Raw genomic sequence first — 18,667 nt, 5'->3', positions numbered from 1 at the left:
CAGTCAAGCCTGACTTTAACTGGTCGGGATCAGTCGAGACGGGCCACCAGTGGCAGCCGCGACCTGGCGAACGCCCCCACGACGGCCGCGGTGAGCAGCGGCAGGGCCACCACCAGCCCGAGGATCATCAGCCACGGCACGTCGAGGAAGGGCCCGCTGTTGAACTGGGCCGTGCCGTCCGGGGCGATGTTGCCGTAGTTCTGGGAGGTCAACGGCCTGGAGACCGCGATGCCCGGCACGAACCCGACCGCCGCCCCGAGCAGTGCCCCGACGAAGCCGACCACCACGGCGTACGCCGCCGCGACCCCGCGCCGGGTCCGGGGCGACGCCCCGACCGCCGACAGCGTGGCCAGGTCGGGCCGAGCGTCGGAGAGGGCGAGGAACGTCGCGGTCAGCGTGCCGCCGAGCATCAGCAGGCCCCCGAGGCCCACCAGGATGAGCTGCGCGATCACCGTCTCGTCGTCCGCCTGGTAGCCCCGCTCCACGTAGAGGCTGGCGTTGAGGTCGACACCGCCGAGCGCCTCGTCGATCGCCTCCTCCTGGTCCTTGCTCAGCTGGTCCTTGCCGATCACCAGGGCGACGACGGCGGGCTCGACGCCCAGCTCGGCCGCCGCGGCGGTGGAGACGACGGCGGCCGGTCCGGCCCAGGGCTTCTCCAGCTCCACGAACTCGGTCGGCACCGTCGCCGTGGCCTTCGAGGTGGACTCGCCGCCGTCCGGCGCGTAGGTCTCCCGGACCAGCTTCGCCTCGGTGGCGTCGACCTCGATGCCCGGCGAGGTGAACGCCACCATGCCGCCGGACCGCAACACCTCCTCGGCGCGGGCGACGTCGCCCTCCGCCACACCCAGCAGTCCGTACGGGAGCCGGTCGTCGGACACGAGGATCGTCGCCCCCAGGCTGCTGCCGGAGCTGTCCAGCAGGTAGTCGAGACCCGGGACGCGGACGTCGGTGTCGGAGAAGCCGCCGTCGGGCGCGGTCTCGGCCAGCCCGAGCTGGTCGGTGACCTCGGCGTCCGGAGCCTCCTGCGCGACCACCGCGCGGTACGACGACCAGGCCGGCGTCTCGTAACCGGTGAGCACGCCCACGCCGTCGACCATCGACGCCGTGTAGGTCTCCCGGTTCTCGGCCTCGTCGGACGTCACCCCGATGCCGAGCGCGACCACGCCGGCCACGGTCGCCGCCACCGCCGCCACCGCGGGCACGGTGCGGGTCCGGTGCCGGGCGGCGTCGCGGACGGCGTACCGCAGCACCAGCGGGAGCCGTCCGCCGAGCCTGCCCAGCCCGGCGAGCACCAGCGGGATCAGCAGGATCATGCCCAGCACGGCCGGGATGGCACTGGCCGCGATCATGATCTCGCCGCCACCGGTGGCCCCCACGACCGACCCGGCGATCCCGGCGCCCAGCAGGACCAGCCCGAGCAACGGTGACTTGTAGGAGGGAGCACGGTCACCGCGACGGCCGGCGAGGACCGCCACCACGTCCTGGCGCGAGGCGAGGTACGCCGGCACGACCGCGGCCAGGAAGGCGCTGAGCATCCCGAAGCCGGCCACGCCGGCGAGGTGCTGCCACGGCACCTCGAACGGCCCGAGGTACTCACCCGACCTCGACTGGACGGCGGGGACGAGCAGCCGGCCCAGCACGATCCCGAGGCCGACGCCCAGGACGGCGGCGACGCTGCCCAGGACGACGGCGCTGCCGATCACCACCCGCCGCGACTGCACCGGCGTCCCGCCGGAGGCCGACATCAGGGCCAGGCTGCGTTGCTGCTTGCGGGCGCCCACGGCGAACGCCGGGCCCGCGAGCAGGACGACCTCGATCAGCGCCATGACCACGATGAGAACGAGGACGGCCATGGTGGCGTCGTCCACGCCCGCGCTCGCCTGAACTGAGTCCGGCCACTCGGAGACCGGCGGCGGGTCGGTGATCACGGCTCGGGACGCCACGGTCGCGCCGATCGCGTTGAGCTCGCGCACCGTCTCCCAGGAGACCGGGTCGCCGTCGACCAGCCAGGACCGCGACGTCTCGTCGTCCAGGCCGAAGGCACCCACCGGTCCGGCCGCGACCGGGAAGTCGCGGGTGGTGGTCGACTCCGCGATCCCCACGATGACGGGGTCGACATGGCCGGCGCCGGGGCGGTCCAAGGTCTCCCCGATCTGGTAGCCCCGGGTCACCAGTGCCTCGTTGACCACGACCTCCCCGGCGTCCTGGGGCCAGCGGCCCGACGTCAGGTCGTAGAGACCGCGGGTCAGCGGGTCCTTCAGCTCGACCTCGGTGAGGCCGGCGGTGACCGCCCCCTTGTCGGTGCGCACCTCGGCCTCGCCCTCGCGGATCTCCAGGAGTCTGGCACCGCCCAGGACGGCGGAGACCTGCTCCGCCGTGACCAACGGGCTCTCCCCGTCGCCACCCGAGGTGCCGAACGCCCCGTCGGGGTCCGGGCTCTGCTCGACGTCGTCGACGCCCTGCTGGACCGAGACCAGCGCCTCCGCCGACCCCATCCGCCGGTCGATCGACTCGACGCCCGACACGTTCGACGTCTGCATGAGCACGTCCGCGGTCGTCACCGCCAGCACCGGCAGCGCGATCATGACCAGGGTCAGGAGGCTGCGCCCGCGGTGCCGGAGCGCGTCGCGCCGGGCGATGCGCAGGGGCAGCCGCCAGGCCCCGAGAGGGTTGGTCATCGGGTGGCGCCCGAGTCCACCAGTGCCTCGACCCGGTCAGCGCCGGTCTCGTCGACGATGACGCCGTCGCGCAGGAAGACGACCCGGTCGGCCCAGGCCGCGTGCCGGGCCTCGTGGGTGACCAGCACCCCGGCGGCGCCCGCGTCGCAGCGGGACCGGAGCAGCCGGAGGATCTCCTCGCCGGTCTCGGTGTCGAGCGCCCCGGTCGGCTCGTCGGCCAGGATCAGCCGTCGCTCACCCACGACCGCCCGGGCGATGGCCACGCGCTGCTGCTGGCCGCCGGACATGTTGTCGGGGAACCGGTCGGCGAGCTCGGCGATGCCCACCTCGCCCAGCGCGACCCGGGCCAGTGCCCTCGCCTGCCTGGTGCCGACCCCGTCCAGCTCCAGGGGCAGGGCGACGTTCTCGGCCGCGGTCAGCGCCGGGATCAGGTTGAAGTCCTGGAAGACGTAGCCGATCGACGTACGCCGCATCCGGGCCCGGCCCTTCTGCCCCAGGGTCGCCAGGTCGGTCCCCTCGACCGAGACCGTGCCCGAGGTCGGGGCGTCGAGACCACCGGCGAGCGTGAGCAGCGTCGACTTGCCGGAGCCCGAGGGGCCCATGACGGCCACCAGCTCGCCGTCGTGCGCGGCGAACGTCACCGACTTGAGCGCGTGCACCTCCGTCTCGCCCTCGCCGTGGATGCGGGTGACCGTGTCGAGCTGCAGGACGGCGCTCATCGTGCGGTCCTCTCCTCGGCGTCGGCCGATGTCGTCAGGGGGGCAGCGGGGCTCTCGAGCGCGGCCCGGCGCAGCCGGGCCTCGCAGTGGTCGAGCCAGCGGACCTCGGCCTCGGCGTTGAAGATCAGGGAGTCGAGCACCAGGGTCCAGGCGAGGTCGCCCGGGGTCGTGTCCCGCCGGTCCCGCTTGAGCCGCGTGTAGTCCTGGAGCGCCGAGATCGTCGCGCTGCGCTGTTGCTGGATGACGGTGCCGACGTCGACCCCCGGCACCGTGACGGCGAGCGCGAGCTTGATGGCCAGCTCGTCGCGCGGCGGGGTGGTGCGGGCGACGGGCGTCGTGAACCACGTCGCCACCTCGTCGCGGCCGGCCTCGGTCACCTCGTAGATCACGTGCCCCTCGCCGTCGGCCCCGGACTCGGTGACGAGCCCGTCCCGCTCGAGCCGGGTCAGGGTCGTGTAGACCTGCCCCACGTTGAGCGGCCAGGTGGCCCCTGTCCGCCGCTCGAACTCGCTGCGGAGCTGGTAGCCGTACATCGGCCCCTCCTCCAGCAGCGCCAGCAGCGCCTGTCGCACCGACATGGGCCCTCCTCCGGTCCTGCGGCCGGTTCCGGCCGATAGATACTCGGTATGTATATCGGGTATGCAGTAGTCCGGCAAGGCCATCCCGTCCACCGATCGGTGGGACCGGTACGAATCCGCCACCTCCGGGCGCCTCTCGACCTAGCCTCGATCCATGGCGAGCAGCACGCCGCCCGGCGGCTACCAACCGGGGGACTACGTCCCGTTCCGGGACCGGGACCCCCATGACCCGGACCACCACCGCGCCCCCCTGGCCGGGCCGGAGGACCCGTTCCGGGCGATCTACGGGTACGACGCCCCGGAGCGGATCCGTCTGGCCGGCTGGGGGCGCCGGGTGCTGGCCTACCTGTTCGACACGTTCCTCGCCTGCGTGGCGGGGTCCCCGTTCCTCATCGGCTACTTCCAGTTCGCCGGCACCTTCGAGACCACCACCGACGTCTACGGGGAGCCGACCCTCACCTCGGCAGGCGACGTGCCCGCCACGGCAGGACCGCTGGTGCTGCTCGGCGCGCTGCTCTACCTGGCCTTCTTCATCTACAACTGGTGCATCCGGCAGGGCCGGACGGGCTACACCTTCGGCAAGTCGGTCGTCGGGATCAAGCTGGTGGCCGAACGCAGCAAGCTGCCGATCGGCGGCGGGATGGCGTTCCTCCGTCAGCTCGCGCACGTCGTGGACGGGCTGCTCTGCAACCTGGGCTACCTCTGGCCGATCTGGGACGTCAAGAAGCAGACCTTCGCCGACAAGATCATGGGCACCCTGGTCATCGTCCAGCCCGCCGACCAGCCCTATGACCCGGCCGGGTACCGAGCCCAGGGACAAGCCCCGGGACAAGCCCCGGACTAGCCCCCGCGCGACCCCGGGCGACCGCGGGCGACACTGGGCACATGTCGACGATCCTGATTACCGGCGCGTCCTCCGGCCTGGGGGCCGAGATGGCCCGGCAGCTGGCCGCCCGCGGCCACGACCTGGCGCTCTGCGCGCGGCGGACCGACCGGCTGGACTCGCTGCGCGAGGAGATCCGCGCCGCCGACCCGCGCCGGCGCGTCGAGGTGCGGGCGCTGGACGTCAGCGACGACGACCAGGTCTTCGAGGTGTTCCGGGGGTTCCGCTCCGACTTCCGCACCATCGACCGGATCGTCGTCAACGCCGGGCTGGGCAAGGGCGCACCGCTCGGCACGGGGGGCCACGCCGCCAACCGGGAGACGGCGGTCACGAACTTCCTCGGCGCGCTCGCGCAGTGCGACGCGGCGATGGAGATCTTCCGGGCGCAGGAGCGTGGCCACCTGGTCGTGGTCTCCTCGATGTCGGCCATGCGCGGGCTGCCGAAGACGATGACGACGTACGCGGCGACGAAGGCCGGCGTCGCCCACCTGGCCGAGGGCCTCCGCAACGAGCTCTACGGGACCCCGCTGGGCAGGACCGTCAAGATCACCGTCCTCTACCCCGGCTACATCGCCTCCGAGATGAACGAGCACGTCCGGGACCGGACGCCGCTGATGGTCTCGACCGAGAAGGGCGTCAGGGCGATGGTCGCGGCGATCGAGAGCGAGCAGGCGGACGCCTGCGTCCCGCGGCTGCCCTGGGCCCTGCTCGCGCCGGTGATGCGGCACGCTCCGCTGCCGGTGCTCAAGCGTCTGCTCTGAACCCGCGCAGGCCGGGCTCCCGGTCGGTGATCCGCAGGTCCATGCCCGACAGGACGTGGCTGAGCCCGCGGTGCTCCGTCGTCCGCCACGCGACACCGACGGTGACGACGGCGTACGCCGCGAGCAGCGCCGCCGCCGGGAGGGGGTCCAGCGGAGCCAGCAGGAACAGCGGTCCCACCCCGGTCGCGAGCTTGACCACGCGAGCGGGAACGGTCCACCGGGGCTGGCGAGCCACCGCACGCACCGAGACGACGAGCTCGCCGACCGTGCGCCCCGCGGCGAGGACCAGCAGCGCCTCCGCGGCGAACGGAACCGCCCACTGGAGCAGGCTCTGCGTGTCGACGTCCAGCGCGCCGAGCGGCCGGTCGAGCACGTAGAGCTGCCAGGCGCGGTACCCGAGCCCCGAGGCGGCGCCGACCATCGCGACGAAGAGCACGTCGCAGACGAGGCCGACCAGCCTGCGGCCGAACGAGACGTGGGTGGGCATCACCACGTCGGGCCGCTGCCGGCGTACGAGGAGCAGCGACACCAGCGACCCCACCGTCGTGCCCAGGGTGTTGACCACCAGGTCGTCGACGTCGAAGAGCCGGTAGGCGCAGTCGTAGAGGTTCCACACCCCGGTGCGCTGGGTGAGCTCGATCAGCAGCGACACCCCGAGCCCGAGGGACGTCGCGACCAGCACGCCCCGGTGCAGCACCACCCGGACGAAGTAGCCGAGCGGGACGAACAGCAGGACGTTGAGCGCGATCTGGAGGAAGGCCGGGTCGCGCAGCAGCGCCGCCGGCCCGTCCTCGGGGACCCGGACGTCCCCGAGCGAACCGAAGAGCTGCAGCTGGCTGCCCTGGCAGCGGTAGGTGTCCTCCGCCGGCATCGGGAGCAGCGTGTAGGTCCACAGGGCCAGCGCGTAGACCGCGGCGGTCACGAGGATCGCCAGGTCCTTGGGGCCGAGCCGTCCGTCGAGCCGGTACTGCACGGCCGCGACCGGCATGAGGAGCACGACCGCGAGGACCGAGCCCAGCGCGATCGCGATCAGCGCGTTGGTCGCCTGGTCGTGCACGCGCCGAAGGTAGCCGTCAGCGGTAGGTGACGAGCTCCCGGTCCAGCCACGAGTGCTCGTTGAAGGTGAGCAGGCGCGCTCCGGTCGAGCCGAACACGACCCGGGTGACGGACGCGTTGACCATGACCGTGTTGAACCGCGACCAGGCCGACGCGAGCCGGCGCGGCTCCTCGCCCACCTCGGTGAGCATGGCGCACGCGGCGGCGATCGGTCCGCCCGAGGTGACGACCACGGCCGTCCGCCGCTCGCCGGCGTTGCGGGCCGCGTGACCGATCGCGTCGCGGACCCTGCGGATGAACTCCGCGAACGACTCCGGGTAGTCCGAGTCATACGCTCCGGAGGCCCAGCGGGCGGTGGCGCCGGTGTAGAGGTCGTGGAACGCCCGCACGTCCATGGCCCCCGCCGTGAGCTTGGCCCGTTCGGCGTCGGTCAAGGTCGGGTAGGCGCCCATGACGGCCAGGTGGTCGAGCTCTCGCCACCGTTCGTCCACCTGCGGCTCGACGTCCCACGGGGTGATGTTGAGCATCTCCTCCGCGGTCTCCCGCTGCCGGCGCATCCCGCCGTGGATCAAGGACGTCGGCGAGATGCCGTAGCCCGCCAAGGTCTGTGCGACCTTGCGGCTCTGGCGTACGCCACGTGAGCTCAGCACGTCGTAGTCCTCAGTCCCGAACGACGCCTGGCCATGGCGGACCAGCATCACGACACCCATCGGATCGTCTCCCCGAATCGACTCTCTACCAGCAGACTCTCAGCCAGCAACGGTGGTCACCACCCTGGCTCGCTGGACCGGATCGGTCCAGGAATCACGGGCGTGCAACATCCTGACCAGTGACCAGGTCAGGAACGGCACGGCCACGATCACCGACAGCTCCCACGCATCCACCATCGCCAGGCCGGAGAAGATCAGGCTGGTCAGCGTCGTGGTGACGGCGAGCTTGGTCGAGTAGCCGACCATGACCACCGGCGGGGCGGGCGTGGCCCGGGCCGAACGCAGGTCCACGGCGAAGGGCCGCCGTGAGGACCACCGCATCGCCGCGGACACCACCTGCAGGACGACCACCACCCAGGTGCAGAGCAACGCGGCCAGCTCGGCGGAGGTGGGCGGCCCCGCCCTCAGCCCGGCGAGGACGATCGTGGTGAACGACGCGACCAGCAGGAACTCGGTGAGCACCCAGGCCCGGGCGCCGAAGACCGCGGCCGGTGAGACCGGGAGGCTCTCCCGCCACAGGCTGCCCCGGTGGTCGAGGCACCAGGCGTTGACGCCGAACAGCAGCGCGCCGCCGGAGGCGACCAGGCCCGGCAGGATGGTCATCTGGCTCCAGGTCAGCCCGCCGGCCAGGGCCACGAGGCCCGGACCGATGGCCAGCACGGCGAGGCCTCGGCGCATCGGCACCGCGCGCCAGACCGACCCCCGGTCGGTGCGGACGAGGCCGGCGAACGGCGAGCGCGGTAGGCGCCGGGCCGGGTAGCTGCCGCTCTCGACCTTCAGCTCGTCGCGGGGCTGCCGTCGCGCCGCGAGGTGGGCGGGCACCGCGCCGAGGGCGACCGCCACGACGAGGATGGCGAGCTCCACCCCGACCGACGCGACCCAGCGCAGGTTGAACCCGTCGACGAACCCGACGACGAGCCAGCGGGTCTGCAGGGCGTCCAGCGTCGTCCCGACCCGGCCGGACAGCTGCAGCCCGACCGCCAGGAGGGCCACGGTCGCCCCCACCAGACGGATCGCCACGATGCCGTGGTCGGTGCGTCGGACGGCCTCGACCGACCACGCCACGACCTGGCCCATGGCGGTGGCTGCCGCGATCCAGACGACCATGCCGATCTGGGCCGCGAGCAGCGTGTCCGTATCGAGGCCGTACGCCGTGAGCCCGAGCAGCATCCAGGCCTGGATCAGCCAGGCGATGTTGAGCGGCGCGAGCAGGAGCGCGCCGAGGTGGTCGGTCGTGGGGCTGACCGGGTAGGCCACTCCGTGCTCGCGGCTGAGGAGCTCGCGGCCGCCACCGGAGGCGATCGCCGAGGCCACCGAGAGGAACATCAGCCCGGCCATCGCGGTCGGCAGGAGCAGCACGGCGTCGAGCGCGTAGTCCTCCTGGCTGCCGGCTCCCTCGATGAACGACGGCACCACCGCCGCGGCGATGGTCAGCCCGGCGAACGTCGAGACCACCGATGCGAAGACCAGAGGACGACGCACACCGGAGGCGCGGAAAGCGATGAGGTGCCGGACGTCCTCGGACGCGCGGCGGACCTCAGTCCAGGAGGCTGCGGTAGGCACGAGCCCCCTCCTCGCCGGCCATCTCGCCTGCGGTCGCGATCGCTACCTGAGCGCCTCCACGCAGGACCAGGACCGAGGTGCAGGCCTGGACGGCGAGCTCACGCAGGTGGGTCGACACGAGGACGCACGCGCCGCGCGAGCGGGCGTCGTTGATCACGTCCAGGGTGGCTTCGACGCCGATCGGGTCGACCCCGTCGAACGGCTCGTCGAGGAGCAGGACCTCCGGCTCGTGCAGCGCGGCGAGGCACACCGACAGCCGGCGGCCCATCCCGTGCGAGAAGCCGGTGGTGACCCGGTGCGCGACGTCGCCGAGCTCGAAACGCTCGAGCAGGTCGCGGGCCCGCTCCTCCCACGAGTCGAGCCGGCGCAGCCGGGCGGACAGCTGGAGGTGCTCCCACGGCGTCGCGCGCGGAACGAGCCCGCCGACATCAGGGCAGTAGCCGACCGCGCGCTTGACCTCGAGCGGGTGCGTCCGGACGTCCCACCCGGCCACGTGCACGCTGCCCGCGGTCGGCGGCACCACGCCGGCGAGCACCCGCATGGTCGTGGACTTCCCCGCGCCGTTGCGTCCGAGCAGCGCCGTCGAGTGGCCCGCCTGGGCCTGGAGGTCGACTCCGGCCACCGCCTCCACCTCGCCGAAGCGCACGTGCAGGCTCCGGACGTCGACGACGGGGGAAGGGGTCACGGGGCCAATCCTCCCTTGGAGGCGGGCAGTCCGTCTCAGGAACGGGCCACATCACGGGGAGGCGGCCCCCCTCTCACTCCGGGAACGCGCCTCCCGAGGCTGCGAGGTCGCGGAGGTACGCCGTGGGGGCGAACCGGTCCCCGTAGGCGGCGGCGAGCTCGTCGGCACGCTTGACGAACGCCTGGAGGCCGATCTCGCCGGTCTCCGGGTCCTCGTAGCCGGTCATGAACTGCGCGGCGCCGCCGGTCATCGGCGGGAAGCCGATGCCCATGATCGAGCCGATGTTGGCCGCGGCCGCCGACTCGATGACGCCCTCCTCGAAGCACTTGGCGGTCTCGAGCGCCTCCGCGAAGAGCATCCGGTCCTGCACGTCCCGGAACGGGATCTGCTGCTCCGCCACCGGGAAGAGCTCGGCGAGCCCGGCCCACAGGGAGCCGCGCTTCCCGGACTCGTCGTAGTCGTAGAAGCCCGCCCCGCGCAGGCGGCCGGCCCGGCCGGCCTCGAGCATCCGGTCCACGACGGCGGTGCCGGGGTGGCCGTACTCCTTGCCCTCACGCTCGGCGGCCTCCTTGGTGGCCTTGGCGATCTTGGCCATCAGCTCCAGGTTGAGCTCGTCGGAGAGCTGCAGGACCGGGGCCGGGTAGCCCGCCTGCGTGGTGGCCCGCTCGATGCTCCAGGGCTGCACGCCCTCGGCGAGCATCGCCATGCCCTCGTTGACCATGAAGCCGATGACCCGCGAGGTGTAGAAGCCGCGGCTGTCGTTGACCACGATCGGTGTCTTGCGGATCTGCTGCACGACGTCGTAGGCCTTGGCCAGGGCGACGTCGGAGGTCTCCTTGCCCTTGATGATCTCGACCAGCGGCATCTTGTCGACCGGGCTGAAGAAGTGCAGGCCGATGAAGTCCGCCGGGCGGTCGACCCCGGTCGCCAGCTCGGTGATCGGCAGGGTGCTGGTGTTGGAGCAGAGCAAGGCGTCCGGGTTGACGTGCTCGGCGATCTCGGCGAAGACCTGGTGCTTGAGGGCCGGGTCCTCGAAGACGGCCTCGATGACCAGGTCGCAGCCCTTGAGGTCGGACGGGTCCGTGGTCGCGGTGATCCGGCCGAGCAGCTCGGCCTTCTTCTCCTCGGTGCTCTTGCCGCGGGAGATCGCCTTGTCGAGGATCTTCTCCGAGTAGGACTTGCCCTTCTCGGCGCTCTCCTGGGCGACGTCCTTGAGGACGACCTCCATCCCGGACTTGGCGCACACGTAGGCGATCCCGGCACCCATCATCCCGGCGCCGAGGACCCCGACCTTGGTGGCCTTCCAGGGCTCGATGCCCTGGGGACGCAGCGAGCCGGAGTTGATCGCCTGCAGGTCGAAGAAGAACGCCTGGATCATGTTCTTGGAACCCTGGTTGACGATCAGGTTCGTCAGGTAGCGCGACTCGATGCGCGAGGCGGTCTCGAAGTCGACCTGCGCGCCCTCGACCGCTGCCGACAGGATCGCCTTCTGCGCCGGGTAGTCCGCGCCCTTGAGCTGCTTGCGCAGGAGCGCCGGGAAGGCCGGGAGGAACGCCGCCAGCGCGGGTGACCTCGGGGTGCCCCCGGGCATCTTGTAGCCCGGCGCGTCCCACGGGTTCTGGACGGAGTCGGGGTTGGCCTTGATCCAGGCCTTCGCGGCCGGGACCAGGTCCTCCCGGGTCGCGACCAGCTCGTCGACCAGCTTGTTCTTCAGCGCGTCGGCCGGGCGGAAGCGGGTGCCCTGGAGCAGGACGTTCATCAGGCCGTCCTGGATGCCGAGCAGCCGGACCACGCGGGTGACGCCGCCGCCGCCGGGCAGCAGGCCCAGGCTCGCCTCGGGGAGCCCGATCTCGACCTTGGGGTCGTCGACCAGGATCCGGTGGTTGCACGCCAGGGTGATCTCGTAGCCGCCGCCCAGCGCCGCGCCGTTGATGGCGGCGACGACCGGCTTCGGGAAGGTCTCCAGGCGGCGCAGGCCGGCCTTGACCCGCTCGGCCAGCGCGAACACCGCCGGCGCGTCCTCCTTGGTCGCCTGCACCATGTTCTTGAGGTTGCCGCCGGCGAAGAAGGTCTTCTTCGCGCTGGTGACCACGACGCCCGTCACCGTCTCGGCCTCGTCGTACAGGCGGTCGACGGCCGCGGCCATCGACTCGATGTAGAGGTCGTTCATGGTGTTGGCGCTGGCCGTCGGGTCGTCGAGGGTCAGCGTGACGATGCCGTCCGCGTCCTTCTCGTAGTGGACGGCGGTCTGCTCTGCGGTGGTGCTGGTCATCTGGTCAAAGTCCTTCGTACGTCGGTGGTTGAGGTGCGAGGAGCGCTGGCGACGAGCCTCGACACCTCGCAAGCCGGTGCTGGGACGCGGCTGCGTCAGACGAGCTCGACGATGGTGGCGATCCCCATGCCGCCGCCGACGCAGAGCGTGGCGAGGCCGCGGCGCAGGTCGCGGCGCTCGAGCTCGTCGATCAGGGTGCCGAGGATCATCGCGCCGGTCGCGCCGAGCGGGTGACCCATCGCGATGGCGCCGCCGTTGACGTTGGTGATCTCGTCGGTGATGCCCATGTCGCGCATGAAGCGCATCGCGACGGCGGCGAACGCCTCGTTGATCTCGAACAGGTCGATGTCGGAGACCTCGAGACCCGCCTTGGCCAGCGCTTTGCGGGCGGCGGGCGCGGGACCGGTGAGCATGATCGTCGGGTCGGCGCCGGACACCGCGGCGCTGATGATCCGCGCCCGCGGGTCGAGGCCGAGGTCGGTGCCGGCCTGCTCGGTGCCGATCAGCACCAGCGCGGAGCCGTCGACGATCCCGGAGCTGTTGCCGGCGTGGTGGACGTGGTTGATCTTCTCGACCCAGTGGTACTTCTCGAGCGCGACGTCGTCGAAGCCGGCGTCCGCGCCGATCTGCGCGAAGCTCGGCTTGAGGCCGGCGAGGCCCTCGGGCGAGGTGTCGGGGCGGATCGTCTCGTCGTGGTCGAGGATCGTGATGCCGTTGATGTCCTTGACCGGGACGACCGAGCGGGCGTTGTAGCCGTTGGCCCACGCCTTGGCGGCCCGGTGGTGCGACTCGGCGGCGTAGGCGTCGACGTCGTCGCGGGTCCAGCCCTCGATCGTGGCGATCAGGTCGGCACCGATGCCCTGCGGCACGAAGCCGGTCGTCAGCGCGGTGGCCGGGTCAGAGGCCCAGGCTCCGCCGTCGGAGCCCATCGGCACCCGGCTCATCGACTCGACCCCGCCCGCGAGGATCAGGTCCTCGAACCCGCCGCGGACCCGGGACGCCGCCTGGTTGACGGCCTCGAGCCCGCTGGCGCAGAAGCGGTTGAGCTGGACACCGGCCGTGGTCTCGGGCAGTCCCGCGGCCAGGGCCGCGGTCTTGGCGATGTCACCGCCCTGGTCCCCCACCGGGGACACGACCCCCAGGACGACGTCGTCGATCCGGTTGGTGTCCAGGCCGGGGTTGCGGGTGCGCAGCTCGTCGATCAGCCCGACGACGAGGTCGACCGGCTTGACCTCGTGGAGGGAGCCGGCGGCCTTGCCCTTGCCGCGGGGGGTCCGGAGGTGGTCGTACACGAATGCTTCTGCCATAGGCCCGATTGTGACAGCAACGCTGTCACGGTCAAGGGATCCGGGATGTGACATAGCCCGTTCTGGGCATTGCTGGCAGGCCCAGGTGCGTCGAGACTTCAGGAGCCGTCGTCTCGAGGAGCCGTCCATGCTGTCGATCCCCCGCCGCGCCGCGCTCGCGAGCGCACTCGTCTGCCTGCTCGCCGGGCTGCTCCCGGCGCTGGCTGCCGCCCCGGCCGACGCAGAGGCGGGCAACGGCGTGCCGGGCGTGCCCCGGGCCGACGCAGCAGGCGTCGCCATCGGTCACTACTTCGGCTGCGTGATCGTGGGAGACGGCTCCGTGCGCTGCTGGGGCGACAACACCAACGGCGCGATGGTCACCGGCAACACCGAGCACCTGGGCGACTCCCCGGGGGAGTCCACCACCCGGATACCCCTCCCCGGTCCGGCGAGGAGCATCAGCGCCGGCCAGTACCACGCCTGCGCGGTGCTGGAGTCCGGCGAGCTCCGGTGCTGGGGCTCCAGCGGGTCGGGGCAGCTCGGGCAGGGCAACGAGGAGGACATCGGTGACGGACCGGGCGAGGTGCCCGTGGTCGTGGACCTGGGCGCCGGGCGCACCGCGGTCGCCGTCGCCGCAGGGCAGTCGTTCACCTGCGCTCTCCTGGACAACGGCGACGTGCGCTGCTTCGGCGACAACGACGACGGACAGCTGGCCCAGGGCCACGACTCGGACTGGGGGGACGGCCTGGGCGAGCGCACCGTCCGGGTCCCGCTGAGCCGACCGGCCGTGGCGATCGCTGCGGCCGATGAGAGCGCGTGCGCGATCCTGGACACCGGCGAGACGCGCTGCTGGGGGAGCGGGAGCCGCGGCCAGCTGATGCAGGGCAACTTCGACGACGTCGGCGACGACGCCGGCGAGAGCACGGTCGCCGTCGCCGCCGGGCGTCGCATGCTCGCGATCAGCGGCGGCTCGGACCACTACTGCGCCATCTACGACGACCGCACCCTGCACTGCTGGGGGGAGAGCGAGCACGGGCAGCTCGGCCTGGGTCGCACGACGGCCTTCGGCGACGAGGCAGGTGAGACGAACGTCGGTGCGGTCGACCTCCCACCCGGCCGTACCGCGATGTCGGTGACCACGGGCTCATCGCACTCGTGCGTGGTCCTGGACACCGCCGAGCTGCGCTGCTTCGGCTACAACAGCTCGGGCCAGCTCGGTCAGGGGAACACCGCCTCCGTCGGGGACGACCCCGGCGAGTACACCGCCGGCGTGGACATCGGCCGGCCGGTGAGCGCGGTGGGGGCCGGCTTCAGCCAGACGTGTGCCGTCACAGGTCCGGAGCTGCGGTGCTGGGGCAACGGCTACTACCTCGGCCAGGGGACGACGATCGACTACGGAACCGCCCCGGGCGAGGTACCCCGGCTCCTGCCTCCTGTCAGCCTGGGTGGCCAGTCGGTGGCTCGCGACCGCGACAGCGACGGGGTGCGCGACGCCGTCGACGCCTGCCCCACCGCCGCGGGCACCCTGGCCGACGGGTGCCCGGCCCCCAAGCCTGAGGCACTCCTCAAGGGCAAGAAGGTCGTGCTCGACACCGTCGTGACGAAGACCAAGACGTCCGCGAAGTGCCCCGCCAAGGCCACCGTGAAGGTCACGACCAAGACCACGAAGGGCAAGCTCACCGTCACCAAGCCGCTCAAGACCAAGCCCGTGAACGGCGGCTGCGCCGTCAAGGGCACCGTGAAGCTCGGCGCCAAGCCGAAGAAGAGCGCCAAGACCAAGGTCACGATCACCGGAAAGAAGCTGAGGACGAAGCGGCTCGTCGCCGTACGACTCTGACAGCAGTACTGTCAGGGACGTGACCGAGCCTGGGACGTCCGAGGAGCTGCTGACCCTCGACGAGCTGTGCGAGCGGGTCGGGATGAGCGTGCGCAACGTGCGCTTCTACACCAGCAAGGGCCTGGTCCCGCCGCCGATCCGGCGCGGCCGGTCCGGCTACTACTCGCGGGTCCACGTGGGGCGGCTGGAGCTGGTCCAGGAGCTGCAGAGCCATGGCTTCACCCTGTCGGCCATCGAGAAGTACGTCGCCGGCATCCCCGCGGACGCCACCCCTGAGGACCTCGCACTGGCCCGGACCATGCTGGCTCCGTGGGACGTGGAGCGGCCGATCGAGATGTCCCGTGCGGAGCTCTCGGCGCGGGCCGGCCACGACCTGACCGACGAGGAGCTGCGCACGCTGGCCGCGCTCGGCGTGGTGTTCCCCCTCAAGCGCGGGCAGTACCAGGTGGCGGTCTCGCAGCTCTCCGTCGGGCTCGGCCTGCTCGACCTCGGCTTCCCCACCGAGGCGGCGCTCGCGGCCGCAGACGTCTACGCCCGGCACGGCCGCGAGGTGGCCAAGGAGCTCTACGACGTGTTCCGCACCCTGGTCTGGCCGGTCTACCGCGACCAGGGCGCCTCCCCCGAGACCGTCCGGCAGGTGGTGGAGAAGATCAAGCCGCTGTCGATCGCGGCGCTGGTGTCGGCGTACGAGGCCGCCATGGACGAGACCAAGCGCGAGGGCATCGCCAAGCGGTCCCGGTGACCGCCCTCACGGCGGGGTACCTACTCTCGTGACCATGACCGACGAATCGCTCTGCGTGCTGGTGACCGGAGCGACCGGGTTCGTCGGCAGGCGACTCGTGCCCGCCCTCGTCGAGGCCGGCCACGACGTCAAGGCGATGACCCGCCGGCCCCAGGAGTACGACGGCCCCGGCACGCCGGTCGGCGGTGACGTCTCCGACCCCGGCTCCCTCGGAGATGCGGTCTCGGGCGTCGACGTCGCCATCTACCTGGTGCACTCCCTCGACGACGACGACTTCGAGAAGAAGGACGCCGAGGCCGCGCGGTCCTTCGCGCTGGCCGCGGCGGCCGCCGGGGTGGACCAGATCGTCTACCTCGGCGGGCTGGGCAAGGACGGCGAGGAGCTGTCCGCGCACCTGCGCTCCCGGCGCGAGGTCGAGAAGCTGCTCGGCACCAGCGGGGTCCCCGTGACGGTCCTCCGCGCGGCGATCGTGGTCGGCGCCGGCGGCATCTCCTGGGAGATGACTAGGCAGCTGGTCAAGAACCTGCCGGCGATGGTCGTGCCGAAGTGGGCCGCGACCCGGACCCAGCCGATCGCCCTCGACGACGTGATCCGCTACCTCGCCGGCGTGGTCGGCGTCGAGAAGACCTACGGCCAGGTCTACGAGATCGGCGGCAGTGACCGGCTGACCTACGTCGAGATGCTCCAGCAGGCCGCCGAGGTCATCAACGGCCGCCGGGTCCCGATCGTGACCGTCCCCGTCCTGACCCCGGGCCTGTCCGCGCGCTGGATCCGGTTCGTCACCGATGTCGACACGACCACGGCGGTCAACCTCATCCACTCGATGAGCACCGAGGTGCTGCAGACCGACTACTCGATCCGCGACATCGTGCCGGGCGAGCCGATGTCGTACCTGGAGGCGGTCAAGATCGCGATAGCGGAGAGCCGTCAGTAGAAGACCACCGGCAGCACCAGCAGCATCGCCAGCGACCACGTGCAGTGCGTGAGGATCGGGGCGAGGATTCCACCGGAGGCCCGGCGCTCCAGGCCGCACACGAAGCCGAGCAGCACCGCCGCGAAGGACAGCATCACGTTGCCGGTCGCGAGCGTGGCGACGGCGTAGGCCAGGGTCGTCCACAGCACCGGTGACCGGGTGATCGCGGCGTACGCCCCACCCCGGAAGAAGAGCTCCTCGGCGATGCCGTTGACCGTGGTGATGACGATGAGGATCGGTAGGGAGCCCTGGTCGGCGTAGTCGATCACCGAGACCACCTGGTCCTCGAGCGGTTCCAGCAGCTCGATGCTGCGCACCAGCAGGGCCCCGAGCACGAACACCCCCGCCAGCAGCGCCCCGATCCCGATCGGCGTCAGGATCGGGCGGGCGTGGCCGTCCCGGAAGGCGATCCGGCCCAGGTGCAGCCGTCCCGACGCCAGCGCGCCGACGGCCCACACCGCGGCCAGGCCGAACGTGAAGGCGTAGAACCAGCGGTTGCCCGGCTCGATCCGCAGCGACAGGCCGAGGACCAGGGCGCCCAGCAGGACGAACCCGATGGTGACCGCCTGGCGACGGCGCAGCTCACGGGGGGTGTCCCGCTGGTCGCGGGGGACGACGTCCCACAGCGCCCGGCGGACCCACGCCTGCAGCTGGCTCACCATGTCAATCGTACGGAGAGACGTGGGTCACGCCGGCCTCGGCCAGGGTCTGCGGTCAGCGGCGGCCGCTGAACGACGCGGCGTTGTGCGGACGGCCGGCGGACGAGGACTGTCCGCCCTGGCCGCCCTGGCCGCCGCGACGGCGGGAGCGGTTGCCACCACCGGAGGGCTTCTGTCCACCTGCCGGCTTCGGTCCGCCCGAGCCGGCCGAGCGCGGCTGCCCGCCGGAGCGGCCGCGACCGCCGCCACCGGACCGGCCGCGGTTGCCACCGCTGCCGCCGGAGCGCGGACCGGAGTCGTCAGCGGGGACGCCGAGCCCGCCGGCGACCAGGACCCGCTCACCGGGGGCGAGGGTGGTCAGCATCGGGTGCCGCGGACCGTCGATCCGGGTGATCGTCGGCTTGATGCCGGCCGCCTTGGTCAGCGCCCGGACGTCGCCGGTCTGCTCCTGGGTCATCAGCGTAATGACGGTGCCGGACGCGCCGGCGCGCGCGGTGCGGCCCGAGCGGTGCAGGTAGGCCTTGTGCTCCGACGGCGGGTCGGCGTGCACGACGAGCGCGACGTCGTCGACGTGGATGCCGCGGGCCGCGATGTCGGTCGCGACGAGAGTGCTCGCCCGGCCCGAGTGGAAGGCGTCCATGTTGCGGGTGCGAGCACCCTGGCTCAGGTTGCCGTGCAGCTCGACGGCGGTCACGCCGCTGCGGTTGAGCTGGCGGGCCAGCGCCTTGGCGCCGTGCTTGGTGCGGGTGAACACGACGGTCCGGCCCGGGGCGCTGGTCAGGTCGACCAGCACCGGCACCCGGTGCTCGCGGGCGACGTGCAGGACGTGGTGGTCCATCGACGAGATCGGCGACTGCGCCGAGTCGGCCTCGTGGGTCACGGGCTGCTGGAGGAACTGCTTGACCAGGACGTTGACGCCGTTGTCGAGCGTCGCCGAGAACAGCAGCCGCTGGCTCTGCTTCGGAGTGGCCGCGAGCAGGCGGCGGACGGCGGGCAGGAAGCCGAGGTCGGCCATGTGGTCGGCCTCGTCGAGCACGGTGACCTCGATGGCGCCGAGGTCGCAGTGCCCCTGCTTGATGAGGTCCTCGAGTCGTCCGGGGCAGGCGAGGACGATGTCGACGCCCTTGCGCAGCCCCTGGACCTGCGGGTGCTGGCCGACGCCACCGAACACGGTCCGGGTGGTCAGGCCCTTCGCGGCCGCGAGGGGGGCGAGGGCCTGCTCGATCTGGCCGACCAGCTCGCGGGTCGGCGCGAGGATCAGGGCG

The 18,667-nt window shown here is 72.0% G+C and carries 16 protein-coding genes; 5 read left to right on the top strand and 11 right to left on the bottom strand.

All coding sequences use genetic code 11. The features are described from left to right. Positions 1-29: 29 nt before the first annotated feature. Genes JHD21_RS07215 through JHD21_RS07205 form a run of 3 tightly spaced genes read right to left on the bottom strand, consistent with a single transcriptional unit; the run spans position 30 to position 3,975 of the window. The gene (locus JHD21_RS07215; RefSeq protein WP_292672865.1) at positions 30-2,678 is read right to left on the bottom strand and encodes an ABC transporter permease; all 2,649 of its coding nucleotides are present in this window, start codon (positions 2,676-2,678) and stop codon (positions 30-32) included. Next, a complete protein-coding gene (locus JHD21_RS07210) occupies positions 2,675-3,397 on the bottom strand; it encodes an ABC transporter ATP-binding protein (protein ID WP_292672864.1) in 723 nt (240 codons plus the stop codon). Before JHD21_RS07210 ends, JHD21_RS07215 begins: the two co-directional genes overlap by 4 nt. Continuing rightward, positions 3,394-3,975: a PadR family transcriptional regulator gene (locus JHD21_RS07205; protein ID WP_292672863.1), complete on the bottom strand. Its 582-nt coding sequence runs from the start codon at positions 3,973-3,975 to the stop codon at positions 3,394-3,396. The genes JHD21_RS07210 and JHD21_RS07205 overlap by 4 nt, the downstream gene beginning before the upstream one ends. 154 nt (positions 3,976-4,129) lie before the next feature. Between JHD21_RS07205 and JHD21_RS07200 the strand changes: the two genes are divergently transcribed. Beyond that, positions 4,130-4,819, top strand: coding sequence for an RDD family protein (locus tag JHD21_RS07200; protein ID WP_292672861.1), 690 nt, complete (start codon positions 4,130-4,132; stop codon positions 4,817-4,819). Positions 4,820-4,860: 41 nt separating this feature from the next. Then, on the top strand, positions 4,861-5,619 hold the full coding sequence (locus tag JHD21_RS07195) for an SDR family oxidoreductase (RefSeq protein WP_292672859.1): 759 nt from the start codon (positions 4,861-4,863) through the stop codon (positions 5,617-5,619). On the opposite strand, the gene JHD21_RS07190 is transcribed toward JHD21_RS07195, so the two are convergent. From JHD21_RS07190 to JHD21_RS07165, 6 genes are all read right to left on the bottom strand, one after another. Next, positions 5,603-6,676, bottom strand: coding sequence for a VanZ family protein (locus JHD21_RS07190; RefSeq protein ID WP_292672858.1), 1,074 nt, complete (start codon positions 6,674-6,676; stop codon positions 5,603-5,605). The two genes, JHD21_RS07195 and JHD21_RS07190, sit on opposite strands and share 17 nt — an antisense overlap. A gap of 16 nt (positions 6,677-6,692) precedes the next feature. Continuing rightward, positions 6,693-7,385, bottom strand: coding sequence for a histidine phosphatase family protein (locus JHD21_RS07185; protein ID WP_292672856.1), 693 nt, complete (start codon positions 7,383-7,385; stop codon positions 6,693-6,695). A 39-nt stretch (positions 7,386-7,424) separates the two neighbouring features. Beyond that, positions 7,425-8,948, bottom strand: coding sequence for a hypothetical protein (locus JHD21_RS07180; protein ID WP_292672854.1), 1,524 nt, complete (start codon positions 8,946-8,948; stop codon positions 7,425-7,427). Then, the gene (locus tag JHD21_RS07175; RefSeq protein ID WP_292672852.1) at positions 8,923-9,633 is read right to left on the bottom strand and encodes an ABC transporter ATP-binding protein; all 711 of its coding nucleotides are present in this window, start codon (positions 9,631-9,633) and stop codon (positions 8,923-8,925) included. The genes JHD21_RS07180 and JHD21_RS07175 overlap by 26 nt, the downstream gene beginning before the upstream one ends. 73 nt (positions 9,634-9,706) lie before the next feature. Then, a complete protein-coding gene (locus JHD21_RS07170) occupies positions 9,707-11,905 on the bottom strand; it encodes a 3-hydroxyacyl-CoA dehydrogenase NAD-binding domain-containing protein (protein ID WP_292672850.1) in 2,199 nt (732 codons plus the stop codon). A gap of 95 nt (positions 11,906-12,000) precedes the next feature. Continuing rightward, positions 12,001-13,212 carry an acetyl-CoA C-acetyltransferase gene (locus tag JHD21_RS07165; protein WP_292672848.1) on the bottom strand — a complete coding sequence of 404 codons (1,212 nt, stop codon included), beginning with the start codon at positions 13,210-13,212 and terminating at the stop codon, positions 12,001-12,003. A 127-nt stretch (positions 13,213-13,339) separates the two neighbouring features. On the opposite strand from JHD21_RS07165, the gene JHD21_RS07160 reads away from it, so the two are divergent. Genes JHD21_RS07160 through JHD21_RS07150 form a run of 3 tightly spaced genes read left to right on the top strand, consistent with a single transcriptional unit; the run spans position 13,340 to position 16,704 of the window. Then, positions 13,340-15,028 (top strand): RCC1 domain-containing protein, encoded by a 1,689-nt coding sequence (locus JHD21_RS07160; protein WP_292672846.1) that lies wholly within the window; start codon positions 13,340-13,342, stop codon positions 15,026-15,028. Positions 15,029-15,047: 19 nt separating this feature from the next. Further along, entirely contained in the window at positions 15,048-15,770 is a 723-nt protein-coding gene (locus JHD21_RS07155) for a MerR family transcriptional regulator (protein WP_292672844.1), read from the top strand. A gap of 34 nt (positions 15,771-15,804) precedes the next feature. Next, positions 15,805-16,704 (top strand): NAD(P)H-binding protein, encoded by a 900-nt coding sequence (locus tag JHD21_RS07150; protein ID WP_292672842.1) that lies wholly within the window; start codon positions 15,805-15,807, stop codon positions 16,702-16,704. Here JHD21_RS07150 and JHD21_RS07145 read toward each other — a convergent pair. Both JHD21_RS07145 and JHD21_RS07140 read right to left on the bottom strand, forming a co-directional pair. Continuing rightward, on the bottom strand, positions 16,698-17,402 hold the full coding sequence (locus tag JHD21_RS07145; protein ID WP_292672841.1) for a type II CAAX endopeptidase family protein: 705 nt from the start codon (positions 17,400-17,402) through the stop codon (positions 16,698-16,700). The two genes, JHD21_RS07150 and JHD21_RS07145, sit on opposite strands and share 7 nt — an antisense overlap. A 55-nt stretch (positions 17,403-17,457) precedes the next feature. Beyond that, the coding region (locus JHD21_RS07140) for a DEAD/DEAH box helicase (protein ID WP_292672839.1) at positions 17,458-18,667 on the bottom strand (1,210 nt) is incomplete at its 5' end.

This window comes from Nocardioides sp. (assembly GCF_016462705.1).
Taxonomy (GTDB): Bacteria; Actinomycetota; Actinomycetes; order Propionibacteriales; family Nocardioidaceae; genus Nocardioides.
Note: the sequence above shows the minus strand (reverse complement) of the source record. Positions and strands in the feature narration are given on the sequence as shown.